18 protein-coding genes are annotated in these 20682 nt (G+C 37.0%); 13 read left to right on the forward strand and 5 right to left on the reverse strand.

All coding sequences use genetic code 11. The features are described from left to right. Positions 1 to 37: 37 nt before the first annotated feature. Complete coding sequence (locus tag M3O96_RS15165; protein ID WP_249721926.1) at positions 38 to 1432, reverse strand: exopolysaccharide biosynthesis polyprenyl glycosylphosphotransferase; 1395 nt, start codon at positions 1430 to 1432, stop codon at positions 38 to 40. Positions 1433 to 2352: 920 nt separating this feature from the next. On the opposite strand from M3O96_RS15165, the gene M3O96_RS15170 reads away from it, so the two are divergent. After that, a complete protein-coding gene (locus M3O96_RS15170; RefSeq protein ID WP_502798918.1) occupies positions 2353 to 3477 on the forward strand; it encodes an MptA/MptB family glycosyltransferase in 1125 nt (374 codons plus the stop codon). Positions 3478 to 3565: 88 nt separating this feature from the next. Here M3O96_RS15170 and M3O96_RS15175 read toward each other — a convergent pair whose 3' ends face one another. Then, positions 3566 to 4042: a LytR/AlgR family response regulator transcription factor gene (locus tag M3O96_RS15175; RefSeq protein WP_249721928.1), complete on the reverse strand. Its 477-nt coding sequence runs from the start codon at positions 4040 to 4042 to the stop codon at positions 3566 to 3568. Positions 4043 to 4361: 319 nt separating this feature from the next. Between M3O96_RS15175 and M3O96_RS15180 the strand changes: the two genes are divergently transcribed. The 3 genes from M3O96_RS15180 (at position 4362) to M3O96_RS15190 (ending at position 7915) form a co-directional block, all read left to right on the forward strand. Then, the gene (locus M3O96_RS15180) at positions 4362 to 5948 is read left to right on the forward strand and encodes an Ig-like domain-containing protein (protein WP_249721929.1); all 1587 of its coding nucleotides are present in this window, start codon (positions 4362 to 4364) and stop codon (positions 5946 to 5948) included. Positions 5949 to 6068: 120 nt separating this feature from the next. Next, positions 6069 to 6806, forward strand: coding sequence for a DUF6503 family protein (locus M3O96_RS15185; RefSeq protein WP_249721930.1), 738 nt, complete (start codon positions 6069 to 6071; stop codon positions 6804 to 6806). Positions 6807 to 7015: 209 nt separating this feature from the next. Further along, positions 7016 to 7915, forward strand: coding sequence for a histidine phosphatase family protein (locus M3O96_RS15190; protein ID WP_249721931.1), 900 nt, complete (start codon positions 7016 to 7018; stop codon positions 7913 to 7915). A gap of 42 nt (positions 7916 to 7957) precedes the next feature. On the opposite strand, the gene M3O96_RS15195 is transcribed toward M3O96_RS15190, so the two are convergent. From M3O96_RS15195 to M3O96_RS15205, 3 genes are all read right to left on the reverse strand, one after another. Then, entirely contained in the window at positions 7958 to 9172 is a 1215-nt protein-coding gene (locus M3O96_RS15195) for an arginine deiminase (RefSeq protein WP_249721933.1), read from the reverse strand. A gap of 211 nt (positions 9173 to 9383) precedes the next feature. After that, on the reverse strand, positions 9384 to 11102 hold the full coding sequence (gene lysS, locus M3O96_RS15200; RefSeq protein WP_249721934.1) for a lysine--tRNA ligase: 1719 nt from the start codon (positions 11100 to 11102) through the stop codon (positions 9384 to 9386). Positions 11103 to 11144: 42 nt separating this feature from the next. After that, on the reverse strand, positions 11145 to 12338 hold the full coding sequence (locus tag M3O96_RS15205; protein ID WP_249721935.1) for a proline dehydrogenase family protein: 1194 nt from the start codon (positions 12336 to 12338) through the stop codon (positions 11145 to 11147). Positions 12339 to 12818: 480 nt separating this feature from the next. On the opposite strand from M3O96_RS15205, the gene M3O96_RS15210 reads away from it, so the two are divergent. The 9 genes from M3O96_RS15210 (at position 12819) to M3O96_RS15250 (ending at position 20652) form a co-directional block, all read left to right on the forward strand. Beyond that, positions 12819 to 13916 (forward strand): chorismate mutase, encoded by a 1098-nt coding sequence (locus M3O96_RS15210; RefSeq protein WP_249721936.1) that lies wholly within the window; start codon positions 12819 to 12821, stop codon positions 13914 to 13916. 102 nt (positions 13917 to 14018) lie between these two features. Further along, positions 14019 to 15077 carry a 3-dehydroquinate synthase gene (gene aroB / locus M3O96_RS15215; protein WP_249721937.1) on the forward strand — a complete coding sequence of 353 codons (1059 nt, stop codon included), beginning with the start codon at positions 14019 to 14021 and terminating at the stop codon, positions 15075 to 15077. Next, positions 15074 to 16321, forward strand: a complete 1248-nt coding sequence (locus tag M3O96_RS15220) for a 3-phosphoshikimate 1-carboxyvinyltransferase (RefSeq protein ID WP_249721938.1) — start codon at positions 15074 to 15076, stop codon at positions 16319 to 16321. The genes aroB and M3O96_RS15220 overlap by 4 nt, the downstream gene beginning before the upstream one ends. Positions 16322 to 16441: 120 nt before the next feature. Continuing rightward, complete coding sequence (locus M3O96_RS15225) at positions 16442 to 17257, forward strand: prephenate dehydratase (RefSeq protein WP_249721939.1); 816 nt, start codon at positions 16442 to 16444, stop codon at positions 17255 to 17257. A gap of 1 nt (position 17258) precedes the next feature. Next, positions 17259 to 18404 (forward strand): pyridoxal phosphate-dependent aminotransferase, encoded by a 1146-nt coding sequence (locus M3O96_RS15230; protein ID WP_249721940.1) that lies wholly within the window; start codon positions 17259 to 17261, stop codon positions 18402 to 18404. A 28-nt stretch (positions 18405 to 18432) separates the two neighbouring features. After that, entirely contained in the window at positions 18433 to 19281 is an 849-nt protein-coding gene (locus M3O96_RS15235) for a prephenate dehydrogenase (RefSeq protein ID WP_249721941.1), read from the forward strand. Between the two features lie 90 nt (positions 19282 to 19371). Continuing rightward, a complete protein-coding gene (locus M3O96_RS15240) occupies positions 19372 to 19599 on the forward strand; it encodes a hypothetical protein (RefSeq protein ID WP_249721942.1) in 228 nt (75 codons plus the stop codon). Positions 19600 to 19697: 98 nt separating this feature from the next. Next, a complete protein-coding gene (locus M3O96_RS15245) occupies positions 19698 to 19883 on the forward strand; it encodes a hypothetical protein (RefSeq protein ID WP_249721943.1) in 186 nt (61 codons plus the stop codon). Between the two features lie 58 nt (positions 19884 to 19941). Then, entirely contained in the window at positions 19942 to 20652 is a 711-nt protein-coding gene (locus M3O96_RS15250) for an SIMPL domain-containing protein (protein ID WP_249721945.1), read from the forward strand. The last annotated feature ends 30 nt before the right edge of the window (positions 20653 to 20682 follow it).

Below are 20682 nucleotides of genomic sequence, written 5' to 3' on the forward strand. Positions count from 1 at the left end.
GCAACCTTTTTGATTTTTTTATAGAAAGATTTAGAGCTTAGAAAGCCTCCTCATGTGTCTTCTTTCCAAAAATGGTCAACCATATTATTTTGACGTCAAACCAAAGTGACCATTTTTTTAGATATTCAAGATCATGGGAGGTTCTTTGCTTTTTTTGTTCTTCAGTATCCAATGGACCTCTCCATCCATTTACTTGGGCCCATCCGGTGATTCCTGGCTTGTAATAATGCCTTACCATGTATTTATCCTCGGTTTCCTGCATTAACTGATTGAGAAAAACCCTGTGAGGACGTGGACCTACGACACTCATCTCTCCTGTCAAAACATTGATAAATTGCGGTAATTCATCAAGACTATATTTTCTTAAAAATTTACCCACTTTAGTTATTCTTGGATCATCCTTTACGGTAGATTGAATACCGCCCAAAATACTATCATTGTTGCTCATGGACCGGAATTTATATACTTTGAATGGCTTACCTCCTTTACCCGTCCTTATTGGCGTGTAAAAAACAGGTCCTGGGGAGTTAAGCTTGATTACTATACCAATTAGAATAAAGATTGGCGAAAGAAATAAAAGTACAGCTGATGCAAATATAATGTCAAAAACATTTTTCAATAAGTTTGGAAACCAATTGTCCAAAGGAAGTTGACGGATATTTACCAACTGAAGATCACCAAACTGGTATGTCTTAAAATTCTCTCCAAATATTCCTTGATAGTCGGGAACAAATCTTATTCTTGTCCCATGATAATCCGCAACTTCAACAATTGACTTTATTTTATCCAACTCATTGTAAGGCAAAGCAATTATTATTTCATCAGCAAAGTTATCCTTCAAATAGTCCTTTAATCCCTCTAAGGTAGAAACAACTCTGTCATTCTTACCTGTCGCATTAACTTCCGGACTACATTCAATAAAACCCTGGACCGCAAATTTGGCATAGGAATTAGACTCTAAAAAACCTGCCACTTTATTTGCCAATAGACCTGATCCAGCAATTAATGTTGTACTCATCTTGGCACGTCTCTCCTTTATAGGAGCTGAAAGTCTAATTACTAGTGAATTGGTAATTATACCTAAAGATGGGATCCCCGCCAAAACAGCAATTAATAAATTTCGAACATCTTTTGGAAAGGAAAATATCAAATACATAATCCCGATAATTCCTGCCAAAATGAAGTATGTTTTGAAATATTTGCTCATTCTAGATTTGAATAAGCTGCTCCCTGTCCAATCAACGTACAATTTGTTCGAGTAACCAATGATCAGCCAAAGAGAAATCAATGCTATTAAAAATACTACCTCCATCCTTTGGAAGTTGAGGTCATTTATTCTGTAAAAGTACAATGAAACAAAGAATGCAATGCTTAAGCTAATCACATCCCAGAAAACAAGAACAGGGACGTTTGATTTGTGATGATTTGTCATAGCCTTTAAAAATTATTTTAATGTAGAATATTTAAGCTTTTTACTATGTAAGTAATAAACCAAATGGTGGTTAAGTTATCTAAGGCTTTTTGAATGGCATCAAATATACATAAAATTGTATTTCAATCCCAAAAATAACCTTATTAAATAAACATTACCTTTTTTTCGGTTTTGCGTAATGATGATGTAAATATAAAGGCTTAAAATTAAAATAAAAACAAAATGCAAAAAAAATTATTCAAAAAGCAAAAATATGTATTGATATGATATTAGTTTAAGTCTGTATTTTGAATTCTCATCTTGGTAGAATTAAAATAATATATTCAATTCAACTATTTTTAAGATTAAAAGAAGATGAGATCTAAAATATATAGATTATCAAATATTCAAATTCTTAACTTTCTTATGTTTATTTATGTCAAATAGAATTTCTCTATTTCATTAATACATTCTAATTAGCAAATACTTGGCCATATTTTATTGCATGATCACGCCAATCAGGATTAAAAATTATATGTCACCGTTATTCTAAGTGGATTTCCTTTCCTCTATTTCTGAAAGTTCAGTTAATTCTTATTTTGAGTTTTTTACTAATGAGTTTCGATTTGAATTATCTTGCCGTAGGAAGAATTCAAAAATTTTTACTTAATGAACCAAGATCATAGCCCATAAAATCCCATTTTTGTATTCCTATTTGCTAAAAGCGACAATTAAAATTTCTTATTTTGAAAATTTATCTTCTGTTATTAGGTTATGCTTTATTCCTTTTCTTTTTGGGATATTGCATTCCACGACAAGAGTTTTTGATTACATTTATTCTTTTTGGGCTTTGCTTTATACTCTATCTTTTGATTTGCTTGAATTTCAAACTTAGGAATTTCTCAATTGTGAGAGGATTGTTGTTTGCAATTTTATTGAGGATGATTTTGATTGTTTCCGTACCCTCACTTTCAGATGATTTCTACAGGTATTTTTTTGATGGGCAATTGTTAAACAGTGGACAAAATCCCTATTTGATGACTCCTTCAGAAATCATGAATTCTAAAGGTGCTGAATTAAATGCATACTGGGTCTTGCTATATTCCAAGATGAATTCCCATGACTATTTTTCCGTTTATCCACCATTGCACCAATTTTTCTTTTACATATCTTCCCTTGGAGGTCCAAGTTTAGTCTTTAACATTCTAATTCTGAGATTGGTCATAATTGCATTTGACTTTTTGAATATGTATTTATTGTATAAGATTCTTATTCAATTGGACCAACCAATTTCAAAAGTTTGGTTTTATGCATTCAACCCGCTTATCATTCTCGAACTGACGGGAAATCTTCATTTTGAAGGATTGGTTTTGACAGGAATTTTGACTTCAATTTATTTTTTTATCAGAAATAAATCAGGATTATCTTCTCTTGGATGGTCGTGGGCTATAGGAATAAAGATGACACCTTTAATGCTAGGACTGTTTATGGTATCTAAATGGAAGAAGGACCAGATGCTGTCGTTTTTTATCTTTTCGGCAATATTTATTTCGTTGTCTTTATTTCCTTTGATTTTTTCTAACGGCTTTCAAAAATTATGGCAAAGCATAAGACTATTTCAAAGCAATTTTGAGTTTAATGCATCAATTTATTATTTGATTAAATGGTGTTCAGGTTTTTTTATTAATTATAATCCGATTGCGTATGTCGGACCCACACTTAATATTATTGCCCTCATTGCAATAATATGGTATAGTTTAAAAGTCAAGATTTATAATTATGAGGATTTTTGTATTGGAATAGTATATGTCTACCTTATTTATCTTTTGGTTCAAAATGTGGTCCATCCGTGGTATATCATTCCTGCATTTGGTGTCAGCTTATTGACCAAAAGTAAAATATTTTTCGTTTGGACAGGATTGGTATTTTTATCCTACAATGCTTATTCTAGTGAGAATTTTGAAGAAAATACAATTTTACTTGTAATAGAATATTCTTTATTGTTCATTTTTATATTAAAAGAGATATTCTTTAAATCCTTGTTGAGTGAAAAATATCAAATTTAAGGTATTTAAAAATATAGCAATTTAATGGTGTTGTAAGCTGCTAGTAAGGATCAAAAATATTACTTTAACACATAACTATCCATCAAAACTAAATCCTCCTTATTTGCTTAAAAATTTTATTCAATACCACCTCTTTATTTTGAGTGATCCTAATTTTGGTTCCATCCACCATTTCAACCATACCTCCCTCAGATTTTAACACCTTTTTAATATATATTGGATTTATCAGGTGTGAATGATGAATTCTTAAAAAGCCATTATCTACCAATATTTCACACATATCTTTTAAAATTCTTGATACGATCAATTCTGTCAATTGCATTTTATCATTTGAATTCAGGCAAAATACTTTACTATAATTCCTGTCAGCTTCACACCTAACAATATCATCTATATTAATAATTTCAAAGCCATTTAATATTGGAAGAGCTATTTTTGAATTCAAGGGGATGTACAAATTCTCCATAATTTTTTTCACTTTCTGAGGGAAACATTCCTTCATTAGAAGGGAATTTATTGATACTTGAGAAATACCATTTTTCTTTTTCTTAATTGGGAATTCCAATATATAAAATTAAAATGCTAAAAAATCAATTCATACTGCAAATTATTGTAATCAAATTATTATTAACGATATAAATAGGGTCTTTAATTTTTTTTTTTGTACACTGAGATGGGTTAATGGTATAAAAAAATAAGGTTTCTATACATTAATCTTAGCTTCTAATTTTTTGTCACTTCAATTCTGGTGTGAAATCTATAACTTCATGGTTATCAAGAGGTAAAACCTTGGTCTTTTTAATCCAAATAATTTTGTAAACCTTTAATATTTAATCAAAATGGAAACTTATTTTAAGAGAGTGTGTCTTAGTAAAATTGAATCTTTGAAGATTCAATTTTGGCTGATTTTGTCCGTCTTGTTCGTAACAGCGTCTTGTTCCGAAAGCATGTTTAATGATGATGATATCAATAATGATATCTCACTATTATCCCAGTCTCTATCCTCAAATTTTGGTAAAATCGGAATATCAGATGCCGCCAATGGTGGTAATGTTGACGAATTTTACTTTTTGTCACAAACAATCGGAAAACAACCGAAATTTAATGGAAAGTTTAATCCTAATCTTTCACCGATTGTTGAAATAAGTGATGATTTTGAATTCAAAACCATCCTCGAATCTTTTACTAGAGATGGCTCTGGAAGTAACAAAATCAGTGTCAATATTGCTGAAGAACATTATTCTGCAAATTGGGACACCTCAAAATCTAAAGCTTCAAAAGGAAAAATCTATAGGGTTCGTGTAAGGGTCGGAGAAAAAGTTTTAGGTTTTGTAGATGTAGCTATTGTTTCCAAGGAAACAAAAAAACTAGATAATAATATAATTCCGCTTGTGGAGAATCAAAACTTAAGGATCGTTTACAGACTAGAGGATAAAACTTGCCCTGCTAGGATTGAAATCACTCCTAAGGAAGCTACCATTTTAGTCGGTGGTGAGCAGAAATTTGAAGCAAAAGTTTATAATTTCTATGGTGAATTGCTGGAAAATTTAAAAGTTGAGTGGTTTGTTTCAGAAGATGATGTGGCCTCAGTGGACCAGAATGGTTTGGCAAAGGGTAAGAAATTTGGCTTGACCAAAGTCAGTGCAAAATCTTTTGATGTTACAGGTTCAGCTGATCTATTTGTGCAGGAATCTTTAGCACCTAGACCTGGAAGAGACGTTGTTGTATTCAATGACGTCAACCATATCGATAATACTTCATTAAATAATCCCAATAATATTCTCCTTGTAAGAAACCTTATTAATTACACTACCATTGGAGAAAGAGCAAATGGTACCCGTGTGCTTTTTGATTGTGGAAGGAATTCAGGTTATCCTCGGGCATGTCAAACTTCTGATTCCCATTCAAGACTTCACCAAGAGATTAGAAGTTATGGATTTGACCTTGATTTTATAAATTCCTCAAATACCCCGCTCACCAATATTCCATCAGATGTAAAGATACTATTCTTGTGGCTCCCTAAAGTTCAATTCTCTGTTGATGAGATCAATGCCATGAAGGCTTTTGCTGAGGAAGGTGGAAGGATAATTTTCATCGGTGAGTGGGACGGATTCTATACCAATGTAGGTTTGGCTGTCGAAAATCAATTCTTAATCAATATGGGTGCATTTATGAGAAATGTCGGTAATGCCGTGGATTGTGGATACACCATCATTCCGGCATCCTCTTTAAGACCACATCCTATTATGAGAGATATGACAAACGTGACGATTGCCTGTGCCTCGGTAATTGAACTCGGCCCCAATGATTTTGCCTTATATTATAATGTTGCAAATAACTTTGTACTTGCAGGAGTGGCACAGATTGACACGGCTCCCATTACAGAGTTGAAAACCAGTAGATTAGATCCTGGATTCTTAAATGCCAGAAGAAATGCTGAACTAGATCCTAAAAAATCAACAGGATATTAATTTGAAAGTGTATTAGATAAACCTGGGGGAACTTGTTGTCCTCCAGGTTTTTTTTTTCGAAATGATTTTTGACCAAGGTCTGACTTATTACCTTTGGATTTCATTTCTTTAAATCCTTTTATGAAGTCATATTTCCCCTTCGTATTTCTTCTATTTGTTTATTCCTTAACCTCCTGTAAAACCAGGTCTGAGAATAAGGCCATTGAAATAATTGAAAAATCCATTGAATCTCATGGGGGATCCAAATCTTGGGAAGACATAACATCTTTTTCATTGGAAAAAGAAACTTGGCTCTATGATGAAAACGGAGAAATAGAAAGTCATTTAATTCAATTTTTGGAATTTAGACAAAAGCCTTTCTTTGAAACCAAGATGACTTGGGAAAAAGATAGTGTCAAACATAAATTGGTTTATGATGGATTAAAAACAAGATATTATATGGGAGAGAATGAGATTTTGAATGAGGGTTTTCTGAATCAGCAGAAAAAGGTCTTGGATGCTGCTTACTATGTTCTAACAAAACCATTTGATTTGCTCGACGGTAATAAACAATTGACCTATGAGGGACAAAAAATACTTCCAACAGGTGAAGAGGTTCTATCCATAAATGTAATCGATGAAGATTCCAAAGACCCCAAGGTAGATATTTGGTCTTACTATTTCGATCCTGTGACTTCTGTTTTATTAGGATATAAAGTAAAGACGGGAGAGCATATTTCCTTTGTCAAAAACATATATTTTAAGAGTGACCATAAAATTATATTTCCTGCTTCGAGAGAAAGCTACAGGATTAATGATGCCGGTCTGATTCAGTTCAAAAGAGCTGATTATGAATTTAGAAATTATGTAGTAAAATGAGTTTAAGGTATTAAAAAATGAAGTTTGGGTTAAAAAAGATTTATTTTTAATGCTATTTTTACAAATAATTTATTAAAATAAATTCTGTCAAAATCAGTTGACCTCTTTAGTCAAGACAGATTGCTATTTGCAATTATACCACGGTTGGACATTAATGAATGTCTTTTTCCAAAAATGTTATTGATCTAAAATCTCTTTGAGTAATTTATATGAAATCCTTAGTTTTGAGTTTTGGCCTAATAGTCTCATTATTCTTCGTTTTTTCTTGTGGTGAAGATAATCCTCCTGCTAATCAGATCACATCGACCGATTTTGCAAAAGGTGTATTCTTTGCAGGCTATAATGAAACAGGTGTAAACATTTCTATCGATACAAATAATCCGGCCAAATTTTATCCAAATACAAGTAAAAATTCCTTCGCAATTGAAGAATCAGGTAAAGCGAGTTTAATACTTAATCAAGGTGTATATTGGATTGATGTCGTTTGGGAAAATGGTATTCCTTTAAGGGAAACAATCCCTGTCTATGTAACAAGAAATAAGGATGAAGCTATAAAAACTGTTACAGCAATAAATGGAATGGCAACCGATTTTTCGGGGTATGTATTAGTTTTCAGACATACCAATGCATCTGTGGGAGTTGATATTGTGGATTCACCTGTTGCGCAATGGTGGAAATCCTGTGACCCTGGTGTTGCTAGGCAATTAAATGATGTAGGAAAGGCCAACGCCAAAAAGATTGGAGATGTCATCAAAAAATTTAAAATCCCTATTGCCGGTGCGATTAGTAGTGAGTTTTGTAGATCTGTTCAGACTTTTGAAAACATGAATTTAGGATTACAGATTGCTTTGGACCGAAGGCTGAACCATGAAAATGAAAGTAATAAGCTTGTGATGTGGGCTGATGTATTTCAGACCATCAAAGACAATCCTAAAACCAATGGCGTTTTGATGTTAGTCGGTCATTATAACATGTATGATCAAAACCCTTATAGATCTTCAATCCGGCCGTTTAATCAATCAGACGGTTTTCTAATGAAGCTACGATCTACAGGCGATTTGGAGTTTGTTGGTTCAATTCCTATGGGGATGTGGGATTTGTTTTTGTAGAGAATAGTCAATTTGGTATTAAAAAATTATAAAACCTGGCTATTAGATTTTCGCTCTGCTCAGTGGCATGGTCATGCATCTTGGTCCTCCAAGTCCCCGCGATAATTCAGAAGAAGGAATTTCCAAAACTTCAACTCCCATATTTCTCAAAGCACGGTTTGTATGGATATTCCTATTGTATGAAATAACCCTTCTAGGGCCGATGGCAAACACATTTGCACCATCAAACCATTGCTCTCTCATTGAATAATCAGGCTTTCCATCGGCTGTAGAAAGGATTTCAAGATGGGGGATCTCTTTTTCCAAAACAGTTAAGAGTGATTCATTCAGTACTTGCCTTTTTATATTGATTTTTTCATCCTTGATTTCCTTCAACGTGTAAAGTGAAGTCTGCAAAACAGAATTTAGAGCATCAGGATAGGTCAATACAAGATTTTCATCAAGTATAGTAAAAACCGTATCCAAATGCATGTATTGGCGTTTTTTGGGAAGGTGAACTTCATAAACTCTCTCTACATTTCCTTCCGCTAATAATGCCTTGGCTACATGGTAAATGGCTTTCTCGTCAGTCCTCTCAGAATTACCGATTGCAACTGCATGTTTTGAAAGAACGATTACATCTCCACCCTCAATACTTGGTGGCAGGTCGTGACCATTGATCGGGTAAAGACGGTTAACATGATCTTTGAAGTCTACATGGTTTTCGAATATTGCCCTTAAAATATTTGCTTCCCTTTGTCTACCTTCTTTTTTCATGCTTGAAAAAATAATACCTCCGGGGGTAATTGCCATAGGATCTCTTTGAAAATAGAGATTGGGACTTGGTGGTATTACAAAAGCATAATCTAATAATTCTCCTGATGACAGGTTTGGAATTTTCCTCTTGAGCTCGTGAACCTTAATCCCGGCAGTCAGAGCTGTAGCACATTCTGCTGTGGATAACCTATCAAGAATGTGGTCCTTAAGATGTGTCATGCCCGATTTACCAAGTGCGTCAAGCATTAATTTCTCCAATATTTCACGATTAGAAAGAACTTGAATCAAAAGCTCATGAAGCCTATAAACCTGAGCACCGGTAGTTTGCTTGATGAGATCGGTAAAAAAATCATGCTCCTTTTGCATTGCCTCCAAATAAGGAACATCCTCAAACAGAAGCAATTCCTTGTTATAAGGTGTTAGCCTGTCAATTTCCTTTCCCGGCCTATGCATAAGCACGGCTTTCAATGTTCCAAATTCAGAGTTGAGGCGTAAATTCATGATGCTAGAGAATGGTATAAAAATTTGATTATAATTTAACAATAATATTTAATCATTGTAAATAAATCAAAAAAATGATAAATAAATTATGAAAATAAAAATTGGACCTCTTTATCAAAACATGTTGTTAGTTGACCAAATTATGCCTGTATAAAAAAAAATCCGGACTGTTTATCCGGATTTTATTTTCTTTATATTTCACTTCAACAAATCATGAAACCCATTTCTCCACCTCTTCCTTGCTAGGATTAGGAACCTCAAGTTTCAACTTCTTTCGTCTGCCACAGACATCGTTGAAGAGCTTGTTTGGATCCATTTCTTTTAATTGTTCAATAGTCTGAATATTCATATCCCGTATCACCGGGATCAGTCCTGCGGGAATGCCCAATCCCATGAAATCCTCATCGGAGGCTATATTCATTTTCTTTTCAGGTCTCATTTGAGGAAAGAATAGAACTTCCTGAATGGTAGTTTTATTGGTGAGCAACATGGTGAGCCTATCTATTCCGATTCCAAGTCCGGAAGTGGGAGGCATGCCATATTCTAAAGCTCGAAGAAAATCCTCATCCATAGCCATCGCCTCATCATCACCTCGTGCAGCCAATTTCAATTGATCTTCAAATCTTTCCCTCTGTACAATCGGATCATTTAATTCAGAATAGGCATTGGCGATTTCTTTCCCATTTACAAAAAGCTCAAAACGTTCTACCAATCCTTCTTTTGACCTGTGGTTTTTCGCCAAAGGAGTCATTTCTACAGGATAGTCTGTGATGTATGTCGGTTGGATTAGATTAGCTTCTACTTTTTCACCAAATATTTCGTCGATCAGCTTCCCTTTGCCCATACTGTTGTCCACTTGAATGCCAAGGTCAGCGCATACTTTCCTCAACCCGACTTCATTCATTTCACTGACATCAATTCCTGCATATTCTTTGATGGAATCAAACATCGTCAATCTTCTATATGGTCCGGCAAAGTGAATTTCCTTATCTGCTACCTTCAGCATAGTTTTACCATGGACGGAAAAGGTAATTTTTTCGATGAGGTCCTCGACCATTTCCATCATCCAGATATAATCTTTGTAGGCCACATAGATTTCCATACCGGTAAACTCAGGATTATGGGTTCGGTCCATTCCTTCGTTTCTGAACATTTTCCCAATCTCATAAACACCTTCAAATCCGCCTACAATCAACCTTTTTAAATATAGTTCATTGGCGATTCTCAGGAATAGAGGCATGTCCAAGGTGTTATGATGGGTATTGAAAGGACGTGCCGCGGCACCGCCATGAACCTGTTGCAGGATGGGGGTTTCTACCTCAAGCCATCCGTGGTCATCAAAATACCGGCGCATATTGGTGATGATCTTGGACCTTGTCACAAATACATCCTTCACATCAGGATTGACAGTCAGATCCACATACCTCTGTCTATATCGCATTTCAGGATCGGTAAATCCGTCATAAATATTCCCCTCTTCGTCTCTTTTCACGACAGGAAGTGGCTTGATAGATTTAGATAGGATCTTCAGGTCAGTGACATGAAGGGAGATTTCACCTGTTTGGGTAGTGAAAATATATCCTTTAAGTCCGATGAAATCACCGATCCCCAAAAGCTTTTTGAATACAGTATTGTAGAAAGTTTTGTCTTCATCCGGACATAGGTCGTCCCGTCTGAGGTAGATTTGGAGCCTTCCTGTTGAATCCTGGATTTCGGCAAAGGACGCTGAACCCATGATTCTTTTGGTCATCAACCTGCCGGCGATGGAAATATCTTTATAATCTGTCTTTCTGTTTTCGTAGTTTTTATGGATATCATCCGCGGTCACGTTGACAAAGAATGATTCAGCAGGATAAGGGTTGATACCCAATTTCATCAATTCCTCCCGGTCTTTTCTTCTTTCTAATTCCTGTTCGTTTAATAACTGCATTTCTTAATTTATTCAGTTCAAATATTAATAACCAATAACCAATTAACTCTTTTTCCTAGCCGCTTTTCTCCTTGCAATCTCCCTTTTGACCAAATCAAATTCCCTACTGCTTTGGCCAGCCACTGAAGTGTTTTCTTCAGCCCTTCGGGAAAGATAAGGCATTACCTTCTCTACGGGACCATAAGGAACATACTTCACCACATTGTAACCTGCTTTGGCTAGGTTATATGAAATATTGTCACTCATACCGTAAAGCTGTGCAAAGTAAATACTTTCATTTGATGGATTGATCCCATATTTTGAAATCAGTTCGGTCAAAAGCAAGTTGCTTATTTCATTGTGGGAGCCTGATACCAATCCCATGGTTTTTATGTTTTCTACGCAAAATTCAAGCGCGGCATTATAGTCCCGGTCAGAAGATTCTTTGGTAGGCTGAATGGGACTGGGATATCCTTTCTCTGCGGCACGGTCTCTTTCTTTTTCCATATATGCACCACGCACCAATTTGGCACCATGAAGATATCCTTTCTCCATAGCGACATCATTGGCTTTTTTTAGTCTTTCAAGCGTGTCATGGCGGTACATTTGATAAGTATTGTACACAATGCAGGATTGCTTGTTGTATTTTTCCATCGCTTCATAGGCCATTTCATCGATTACATCTTGAAACCAAGACTCTTCTGCATCTATCAATATTTTTGTATTCGCCTCGTAGGCAGCCCTGCAAAGCTCATCGATCCTTTTTCGCAGGTTTTCAAAAGAGGTTTTTTCAGTTTCTTCCAAGGATTTTCCTTCTTGGATTTTTGTCATAATTGCCAAATCCCCTAATCCCGTTACCTTAAATACTGCAAATGGCATATTCTCGTCGCCTGCAGACCGTTCAATTGTTCTTAAAATCTCGTTTTTGGTGGCATTATAACTGATTTCATCTCCTTCCCCTTCTACAGAATAATCGAGGATGGTGTGGATATGGTATTTGGCAAGGTTGTCTACAGCATGCTGACAGTCATGGATATTTTCTCCACCGCAAAAATGCCCAAACATGGTTTTTTTCATGATTCCCTTGATAGGCAGGCCAAGGGCAAAAGACCAGTTTGCAAGTTTGGTACCTACGCTGACTGCAAGATTGTTGTTGACTGTCGCAAAAATGAGGTACATTTTTTTCAAATCAGCATTTGACTTGGAGGCAAAAGCCACTTCAAGGTTTTCAAAAGAAATATTGGGTTTGGCAGGCATAGGACTCAAATTACGGCGCAAATATATTAAAAAAACCTCATGGGGTAGGGGATTGTTTGGTTATTTGGTAGCATAAATCTGGTATAAAAAGTAGGTAAAGCCCAATTTGGACAGCAAATAGGAATTACCTTAATTTGGGTTGGAAAATTGAATAATTTCCCTGTTCATTTAAATCTCAGCAGAATTATATTTTGATTTTTATCACTTCTCTGAATGTAATTGTTGAATAATTAATAGATAGTCCGATTTTTGAACAATAAGCAAGAAATTATTCATTAATTAATTTGTTTTTAAAAAAGAGCCACTTACTTTTGGAACATGTTAATCGCAGCATTCGCCTTCTTTAGCTTCTATTACTTTTACTTTCGCCTTCAAAGTCGAATCGGAGCTGCTTATTGTCTAGAAAAAATCTAAAAATTCATAAAGCAAAAAAAGCCCGGTTCGAAAGAGTCGGGCTTTTTTTATTAAACCTATCAAATCATGAAAGACCATTTACAAATCAAAGACTGGGGATTCGGAATAGAAGGCCATGTCATCATTGCAGGACCTTGCAGTGCAGAAACACCTGAGCAGATAGAAAATGTCTGCTTGGACATGAAAAAGGAAAACATGATTCCGGATATGTTCCGAGCAGGAATCTGGAAACCAAGAACCAGACCGGGAAGCTTTGAAGGTATTGGTGAAGAAGGTTTGAAATGGATGGAAATCGTAAGGCATCACCTCAATATTCCTATTACCACCGAAGTTGGAAATGCTGCGCACGTGGAGTTGGCTTTGAAACATAAGGTGGATGTGCTTTGGGTTGGAGCAAGGACTACTGTCAACCCATTTGCTGTGCAGGAGATTGCCGACGCGCTAAAAGGTGTGGACATCCCGGTGATGATCAAAAATCCAATGAACCCTGATTTGCAGCTTTGGATCGGGGCTTTGGAAAGAATGCATTCAGTTGGAATCAACAAATTGGCTGCGATCCACCGTGGATTTTCTGACTCTTATGACAAAAGATTCAGAAACAAGCCAAATTGGTCCATGCCGATTCACTTGAAAAGAGAGTGGAAGGGAATGGAAGTGATCAATGATCCGAGCCATATCGTTGGAAACAGGGAGGGAATTCTTGAAACTTCTCAGAGAGCAATAAATTTTGGTTTGGATGGCTTGATGATTGAAACGCACCACGATCCAGACAATGCTTGGTCTGATGCCAAGCAACAAGTGACTCCAAAAAGGTTGAAAGAAATCCTATCATTGATAGATTTCAAAGATACCATAGGTAGTGAAAATCCTGGAGAAAGACTGAATGATCTCAGATCAGCAATCGATCATTTGGATGACCAGTTATTGGATATTCTTCAAGAAAGATTTTCGCTTATTGATCAGGTTGGGGCATACAAAAGGGAACATCACTTAACTGTTTTTCAATCTGACAGATGGAAATTTGTCATGGAATCACGTACCCAAAAGGGAGTTCAGAAAAACCTTTCTGAAAAATTCATGAAAGAATTGCTCTACTGCATCCATGAGGAATCTGTCAAAAGACAAGAAAAGCAATTGAGAGAAGCTACTCCCGTGAAAAAATGAAGGTAAGAAGTAAAAGGTAAGAGGTATCTGTCCTCACTTCTTACCTCTCACTTCTTACCTCCAAAAATAGATTTTCTATTTATACCTTAAATTCCTAATATTTTGGAGTCAGTAATATTTTCCAACAATATCTCATTTGATCTGAGTAAATACTTGAACCAACTGGGTTATTCCCAGTTAGGGGTAATTTCAGATTCCAATACTTCAAAATTCTGCTATCCGATTATCGAGAACCTATTGCCGGAAGGCCATAAACATTTTTCTTTTTCTGCAGGCGAAGCCAATAAAAACCTCAATACCTGTACCCAAATCTGGCAATGGATGACAGATGAAGGATTTGACAGAAAGGCTTTGATCATCAATCTTGGTGGGGGCGTGACAGGGGATATGGGAGGGTTTTGTGCAGCCACTTACAAGAGAGGGATCCGATTCATCAACATCCCTACAACTCTGCTCTCTCAGGTAGATGCAAGTGTCGGAGGAAAATTGGGGATTGATTTCAATGGTTTCAAAAACCATATTGGGGTTTTTACCCAACCTGAACTGGTTCTGATTTCTGAAATTTTCCTCGAAACACTTCCTCATAACGAGCTCCGGTCTGGTTACGCAGAGGTTTTGAAGCACGGCTTGATCCAAAATGCCAACTACTTTTCTTGCCTCAAAATCGCAGATTGGGAAAAGCAAAATTGGAGGGAGATCATTGAAAAGTCTGTTCAGATCAAAAGGGAAGTGGTAGAAAAAGACCCTAAGGAAGCTGGATTGCGAAAAATTTTGAATTTTGGACATACTATCGGCCATGCTTTCGAGTCTTTTTACCTCAATACCGATAAACATTTGCTGCATGGTGAAGCCATTGCGGTAGGGATGGTTTGCGAGGCTTACCTTTCTCATAAAAAATCAGGATTGCCTAAAGAGGATTTGGAAACTATCACTGAAAATCTTACCGAAATTTATGGGATTTTTCAATTTCCTGAATCGGATATCGACGACATCATCAAATTGTGTAGTCAGGATAAGAAAAATGAAGATTCCACAATTAATTTTTCACTTTTGAGAAGAATCGGCAACTGCGATTATAACATCAAAGGAACTACCATTGAAATCAAAGAAGCCATCTCATTTTACGAATCATTAACCTCCCAAGTTCCATTAAACCAATGAATCAAATCTTGGAAACTTTATTTCTAAGCCAGATTAGTGCTTTCCAGCCAACAGTGATCCCGCTTCCCTCTTCAAAAAGTGAAAGTAACAGGGCACTAGTGATTGATGCGCTTACTGATGGAGAAAATCAGTTAAGTAATCTGGCCGAAGCCCGTGATACGCAAACCATGATCCGGTTGCTGAAGGAAAATACCGCTATTTTTGATGTCTTGGATGCAGGTACTACGATGCGGTTTTTGACTGCTTACACTGCGGTGACCAACCAAAACAAAGTCATGACCGGAACACCACGCATGTGTGAAAGGCCTATCGGGATTTTGGTGGATGCGCTGAGAGAAATCGGCGCAGAGATTCATTACATGAATATTGAAGGTTTTCCTCCTTTGGCCATTCATGGCCTGAAAGAACAAAAAACAAATAAAATCACAATCCGGGGAGATGTGAGTTCCCAATATATTTCAGCACTGTTGATGGTTGCGCCGGTGCTTCCTATGGGACTCGAATTGGAACTGACAGGAAAAATCGGATCGAGGACATATATCGAAATGACCCTTGAACTCATGGCTGCTTTTGGTATAAAGTATACTTGGGAAGGAAATTTCATCAAAGTTTCCCATCAAGCTTATCAACCTACCCATTTCAATGTCGAAAGCGATTGGTCGGGAGCAAGTTATTGGTTCAGTTTATTAGCTTGTGCCGATGAAGGGGAGCTCTTTTTGGAAGGCCTGAAAGAAAACAGCCTGCAGGGAGATTCTAAAATCGTGGACATCATGGACAGGCTAGGTGTCAAAAGTGAATTTCAAAATGGGGGAGTCAAACTCACTAAACAACCTGTCAAGGGACTTGATTCTTGGGATTTTACCCATTGTCCTGACTTGGCCCAGACAGTCGCTGTAACCTGTGCGATCATCGGTCAAAAGACTAGGTTTACCGGATTGGAAAGCCTCCGAATTAAAGAAACCGATAGGATATATGCACTTCAACAAGAATTAGCAAAGTTCAATGCTCAACTTGTAGAAGGAGAAAATGAGGTGTTTACTTTGATTCCATCAGTAACTATGCCGCATGAAGTAAGGATCCATACTTATGATGACCACAGGATGGCTATGGCTTTTATGCCGCTGATGACCAAGACAAATGTGATCATTGAAGAACCTACAGTTGTAAACAAATCCTATCCGAGTTTTTGGAAACATGTTTCTTTGGTAGATTCAAGACATAAGACACAAGATACAGGACATTGAGTATTTTGTCTCACATCTCACTTCTCTTCTGAAAAATGAAAGGCAAACGTGAAGGATTTTGAACGAATAGAGGATTTCGATTTGGTTATTCCCAATCCTTAAAAAAATAAATCATATCTAATGAAAGTCGCCATTCAAGGTATTCCAGGTTCTTTTCACCATCAGGTTGCGCTCAATTATTTTGGGGCTGATACTGAAATCGAGGGTTTCAGGACTTTCGAGGAAGTGGCCAAGGCAGTACAAAGAGGAGATGTTCCTTACGGAATCATGGCGATCGAGAACTCAATAGCCGGAGCCATTCTCCCAAATTATGACCTTATCGACAGACACGAATTACATATTTTTGAGGAATATTATTTACCGATTTCCCACAACCTCATGGTTTTGCTGGGACAAAAAATTACGGATATCAAAGAGGTAAAGTCCCATCCCATGGCCTTGCTACAGTGTAAGCGGTTTTTTGAGGATTATCCCGACATCAAATTGATCGATGATGTGGATACGGCTACTGTTGCCAAGCGGATATCGGACGAAAAAATCAAAGGCTTGGGAGCAATAGCAAGTGTGACGGCATCAGAAATTTACGGTTTGGAAATGCTTGCTCAAGACATTCAGACAATCAAAAATAACTTCACCCGATTCATCCTCCTGCAAAAAGAAAAGCCGCTACAAGCTGAAGAACCCAATAAAGCTTCTTTTAAAATCACGATCAGAAATGAAAAAGGAAGTCTTGCAAAGCTTCTGACTTTGCTCAGTGACAATGACCTGGACTTGAGTAAAATCCAATCCATTCCGGTTATCGAAAACCCTTGGCATTATGCTTTTTTCATAGATGCGCAGTTTGACGATTACGCCAAATACTTGAAAGCCATCGATGCAGTCAATCAAAATGGGGGAGAAGTGAAGATTTTTGGGGAATATGTAAGCAGGAAATAAGATGAAGGGATTTTCCAAACGGACAGATAGCATTCAGGAATATTATTTTTCCCAAAAACTCAAAGAGGTCAATCAACTGCGTGAGGAAGGAAAACCAATCATCAATATGGGTATTGGAAGTCCAGACTTGCCACCACATCCATCGGTCATAGAGGCTTTGTACCAGTCTTCTTTGTTGCCCACGAGTCACGGATATCAAGGCTATCAGGGAATCCCTGCTTTGCGAAGTGCTTATGCAGATTTTTACCAGAGACATTATGGGGTGTCCTTATTAGCCGATACGGAAATATTGCCCCTGTTGGGTTCAAAGGAAGGAGTTATGCATATTTCCATGACCTTTTTGGATGAGGGAGATCAGGTGTTGGTACCAAATCCCGGTTACCCAACCTACGCTTCGGTGACCAAAATGCTTTTGGCTGATCCGGTGTATTATGATTTGAAACCACAGAATAACTGGTATCCTGATTTCGAAGAATTAGAAAAAATGGACCTTAGCAAAGTCAAACTCATGTGGGTCAATTACCCGCATATGCCTACAGGAGCAAAGGCTGATTTGAAGGTTTTTGAAATGCTTATAGCATTTGGGAAAAAGCACCACATCGTTATAGTCAATGACAATCCGTACAGCTTTGTTTTGGAAGATAATCCCAAAAGTATTTTCCAGATTGAAGGCGCAAAAGAGGTAGCTTTGGAGCTCAATTCACTCAGCAAGACCTCCAACATGGCTGGTTGGCGTGTTGGTTTTGTCTCGGGTAAATCCGAATGGATCTCTGCGATCACCAAAGTCAAAAGCAACATGGATTCCGGTATGTTCCTAGGAATTCAACAAGGAGCCATTGCTGCCATGTCCTTGGGAAAGGATTGGTATGATGGGTTGAATGAAATCTATTCTGAAAGAAGGAAACTCGTCTGGGAATTGGGGGGGAAATTGGGTTTGGAATTTGAAAGAGACACAGCGGGGATGTTTGTCTGGGCTAAATTGCCAGAGGGTAAAAAATCAGTTGAATTGGTCGATGACCTCCTTTACAACAAATCCATCTTTATCACACCCGGACATATTTTTGGATCTCAAGGTGAAGGATATGTGCGATTTTCACTTTGTGTCAAGGAAGAATCCATCAAAGAAGCAATAAAACGAATATCATAAACGCATCACCCACATACATTTTCAACAAATGAAAAAAATACACATTATCGGTTTGGGTCTTTTAGGAGGATCTTTTTCCCTAGCATTGAAACAAGTAAAGCCGGAAATCCATTTTACAGGATTTGATTCCAATCCGCAAAACCTCCAAGATGCCCTGACTTTGGGTATCATTGATGAAGTCAAAGAAAAACCCGACACCGACACCGACATCATCGTATTGGCAACTCCGGCAAATACTTTGTCGGAATTGCTGCTCAAAACCCTTGATGAAATTTCTCCTGAAACCTTGGTGATGGATTTTGGATCTACCAAAGAATTGCTTTGTAGGGCAGTTGAAGAGCATCCAAAAAGAGACCATTACCTTGCCGGTCACCCCATCGCAGGTACAGAATATTCAGGTCCAAAGGCAGCCAAAGCAGACCTTCTAGACAGAAAGGTATTTATCATCTGCGAAATGGAAAAGACTAATATCCATCTGAAAGCCAAAGCCTATGAGGTATTGGAAGCGCTGAACATGAAACTGCGGTTTATGGATCCCGAGGAGCATGACAAGCATTTGGCCTTCGTATCCCACCTGTCGCACATCACGTCGTTTATGCTGGGCAAGACTGTTTTGGACAAAATGGAAGATGAAAAAAACATCTTTGACATGGCGGGCAGTGGTTTTGCGTCGACGGTCAGATTAGCCAAAAGTTCACCGGGGATGTGGGCGCCTATCATGCAGGAAAACAAGAAAAATATCCTTGAAGCGATGAGCTTGTACATTTCCAACCTTTCCAAATTCCGTGACAAAATCATTGCCGATGACTACGAAGGATTGCACCACGAAATGGAAAAAACCAACAAAATCAAGGATATCTTGGATTTGGGAAAATAAGATTTTTGATTCATTTGCTTTATCTTTTGATGATTGATTATTTTGAGAAACGCCATTTAAATTTCATTAAATTGTCATAAAATCTCTTTCATGGATACACTTAAGGAAAAAATTATCAACATCATCAACCATACCGAAGATGATGATTTGCTCGACAAAATCTATAAATTTTTAGAAGATGAAGTCCTCGATCAAGACATTTCATTTTCTGAAAAACAAATCGATTCGATCTTAAAATCCAAAGCTCAATTTGAAAAGGGAAAAGTAAAAAGCCAAGAGGAAATCGACAAAAGGTTTAAGGAATGGATCAGAAAGTAATCTGAACAGAAGAAGCCGAGGAATAGTTTTTTGAAATATTAGAATACTGGAAAAACAGGATACAAAGTTTCTCTTATTCAATAAAAATCAAAAATGATTTGGATCAAAAACTGGAGTTGATTTTACAAAACCCTTTTATCGGAAGAGAATCAGAGCTTCCTGGAATAAGGAGTTTAAATTTTTTAACATATTTTAAAGTAGTTTACGGAATGTATGATAACCAATTGGTTGTATTGAATCTCTTTGATATGAGGCAGGATTCTGATAAAAATCCTTTTTGGTAATAGAGAAAAAACTGGCCTAAGTTTTGAATCTTCCGTACAAGACTTAAAAACCAATAATATGAAAAAGCTACTATTTGCATTGCCGTTTTTATTCTTAATAGGTTCTGTTTTTGCGCAGGAAAATAACATTCCCTTGATCGAAGTGGAAGGAACGAGTGAATTGGGAATCATGCCTGATGAGGCATTGATTTACCTCACATTATCAGAGAAAGCAATGAAAGTGGCTGATGCTACCAATGCATTGAACAAGAAAACAAAATCCATCGAGGATGCGCTGAAAAAGACTAGGGTCGATGGATATACCTTCACTGTTGATAATTATTATGTGAATATAAACCGAATTTACCGTAATAATTCCTCTAAAGACAGCGGGTACGTAGCATCGCAGACCATCAAAGTAAAAGTGAAAGTTGCCGATCAAAATCTGATCAAAATCACCGAAGCGCTCCATCAGACCACAGACATGACCTACAACATGCAATTCAATGTGTCTGATGCGCTTAGAAAATCATCTTCTTCCAAGTTGCTTGAATTGGCGATAGCAGATGCCAAAACAAAAGCTGAAGTGATCGCCAAGTCCTTGGGATTGTCCAAACTCCAAGTTCACAGGGTTTCTTATTCTTCAGGAAATATCATTATGCCTGTCATGCGTAATGCAAAAGCGATGATGGCCAAGGACATGTCTGAATCCTATCAGGAACCGACTTTTAGTCCTGAAGAACAGAAATTGACTGATCGGGTATTGGTTTCGTTTACTTTTGCAAGATAAAGAACAGGTAAAACCAATTTGTGTAAGCCA

The sequence above is a fragment of the Aquiflexum sp. TKW24L genome (genome assembly GCF_023502205.1).
Taxonomy (GTDB): Bacteria; Bacteroidota; Bacteroidia; order Cytophagales; family Cyclobacteriaceae; genus Cognataquiflexum.

Coding starts and splice junctions, on each gene's coding strand:
- M3O96_RS15165 (WP_249721926.1), bottom strand. CDS start 1,432: ATGACAAATCATCACAAATCAAACGTCCCTGTTCTTGTTTTCTGGGAT.
- M3O96_RS15170 (WP_502798918.1), top strand. CDS start 2,353: ATGATTTTGATTGTTTCCGTACCCTCACTTTCAGATGATTTCTACAGG.
- M3O96_RS15185 (WP_249721930.1), top strand. CDS start 6,069: ATGAAGTCATATTTCCCCTTCGTATTTCTTCTATTTGTTTATTCCTTA.
- M3O96_RS15190 (WP_249721931.1), top strand. CDS start 7,016: ATGAAATCCTTAGTTTTGAGTTTTGGCCTAATAGTCTCATTATTCTTC.
- M3O96_RS15195 (WP_249721933.1), bottom strand. CDS start 9,172: ATGAATTTACGCCTCAACTCTGAATTTGGAACATTGAAAGCCGTGCTT.
- lysS (WP_249721934.1), bottom strand. CDS start 11,102: ATGCAGTTATTAAACGAACAGGAATTAGAAAGAAGAAAAGACCGGGAG.
- M3O96_RS15205 (WP_249721935.1), bottom strand. CDS start 12,338: ATGCCTGCCAAACCCAATATTTCTTTTGAAAACCTTGAAGTGGCTTTT.
- M3O96_RS15210 (WP_249721936.1), top strand. CDS start 12,819: ATGAAAGACCATTTACAAATCAAAGACTGGGGATTCGGAATAGAAGGC.
- M3O96_RS15220 (WP_249721938.1), top strand. CDS start 15,074: ATGAATCAAATCTTGGAAACTTTATTTCTAAGCCAGATTAGTGCTTTC.
- M3O96_RS15225 (WP_249721939.1), top strand. CDS start 16,442: ATGAAAGTCGCCATTCAAGGTATTCCAGGTTCTTTTCACCATCAGGTT.
- M3O96_RS15230 (WP_249721940.1), top strand. CDS start 17,259: ATGAAGGGATTTTCCAAACGGACAGATAGCATTCAGGAATATTATTTT.
- M3O96_RS15235 (WP_249721941.1), top strand. CDS start 18,433: ATGAAAAAAATACACATTATCGGTTTGGGTCTTTTAGGAGGATCTTTT.
- M3O96_RS15240 (WP_249721942.1), top strand. CDS start 19,372: ATGGATACACTTAAGGAAAAAATTATCAACATCATCAACCATACCGAA.
- M3O96_RS15250 (WP_249721945.1), top strand. CDS start 19,942: ATGAAAAAGCTACTATTTGCATTGCCGTTTTTATTCTTAATAGGTTCT.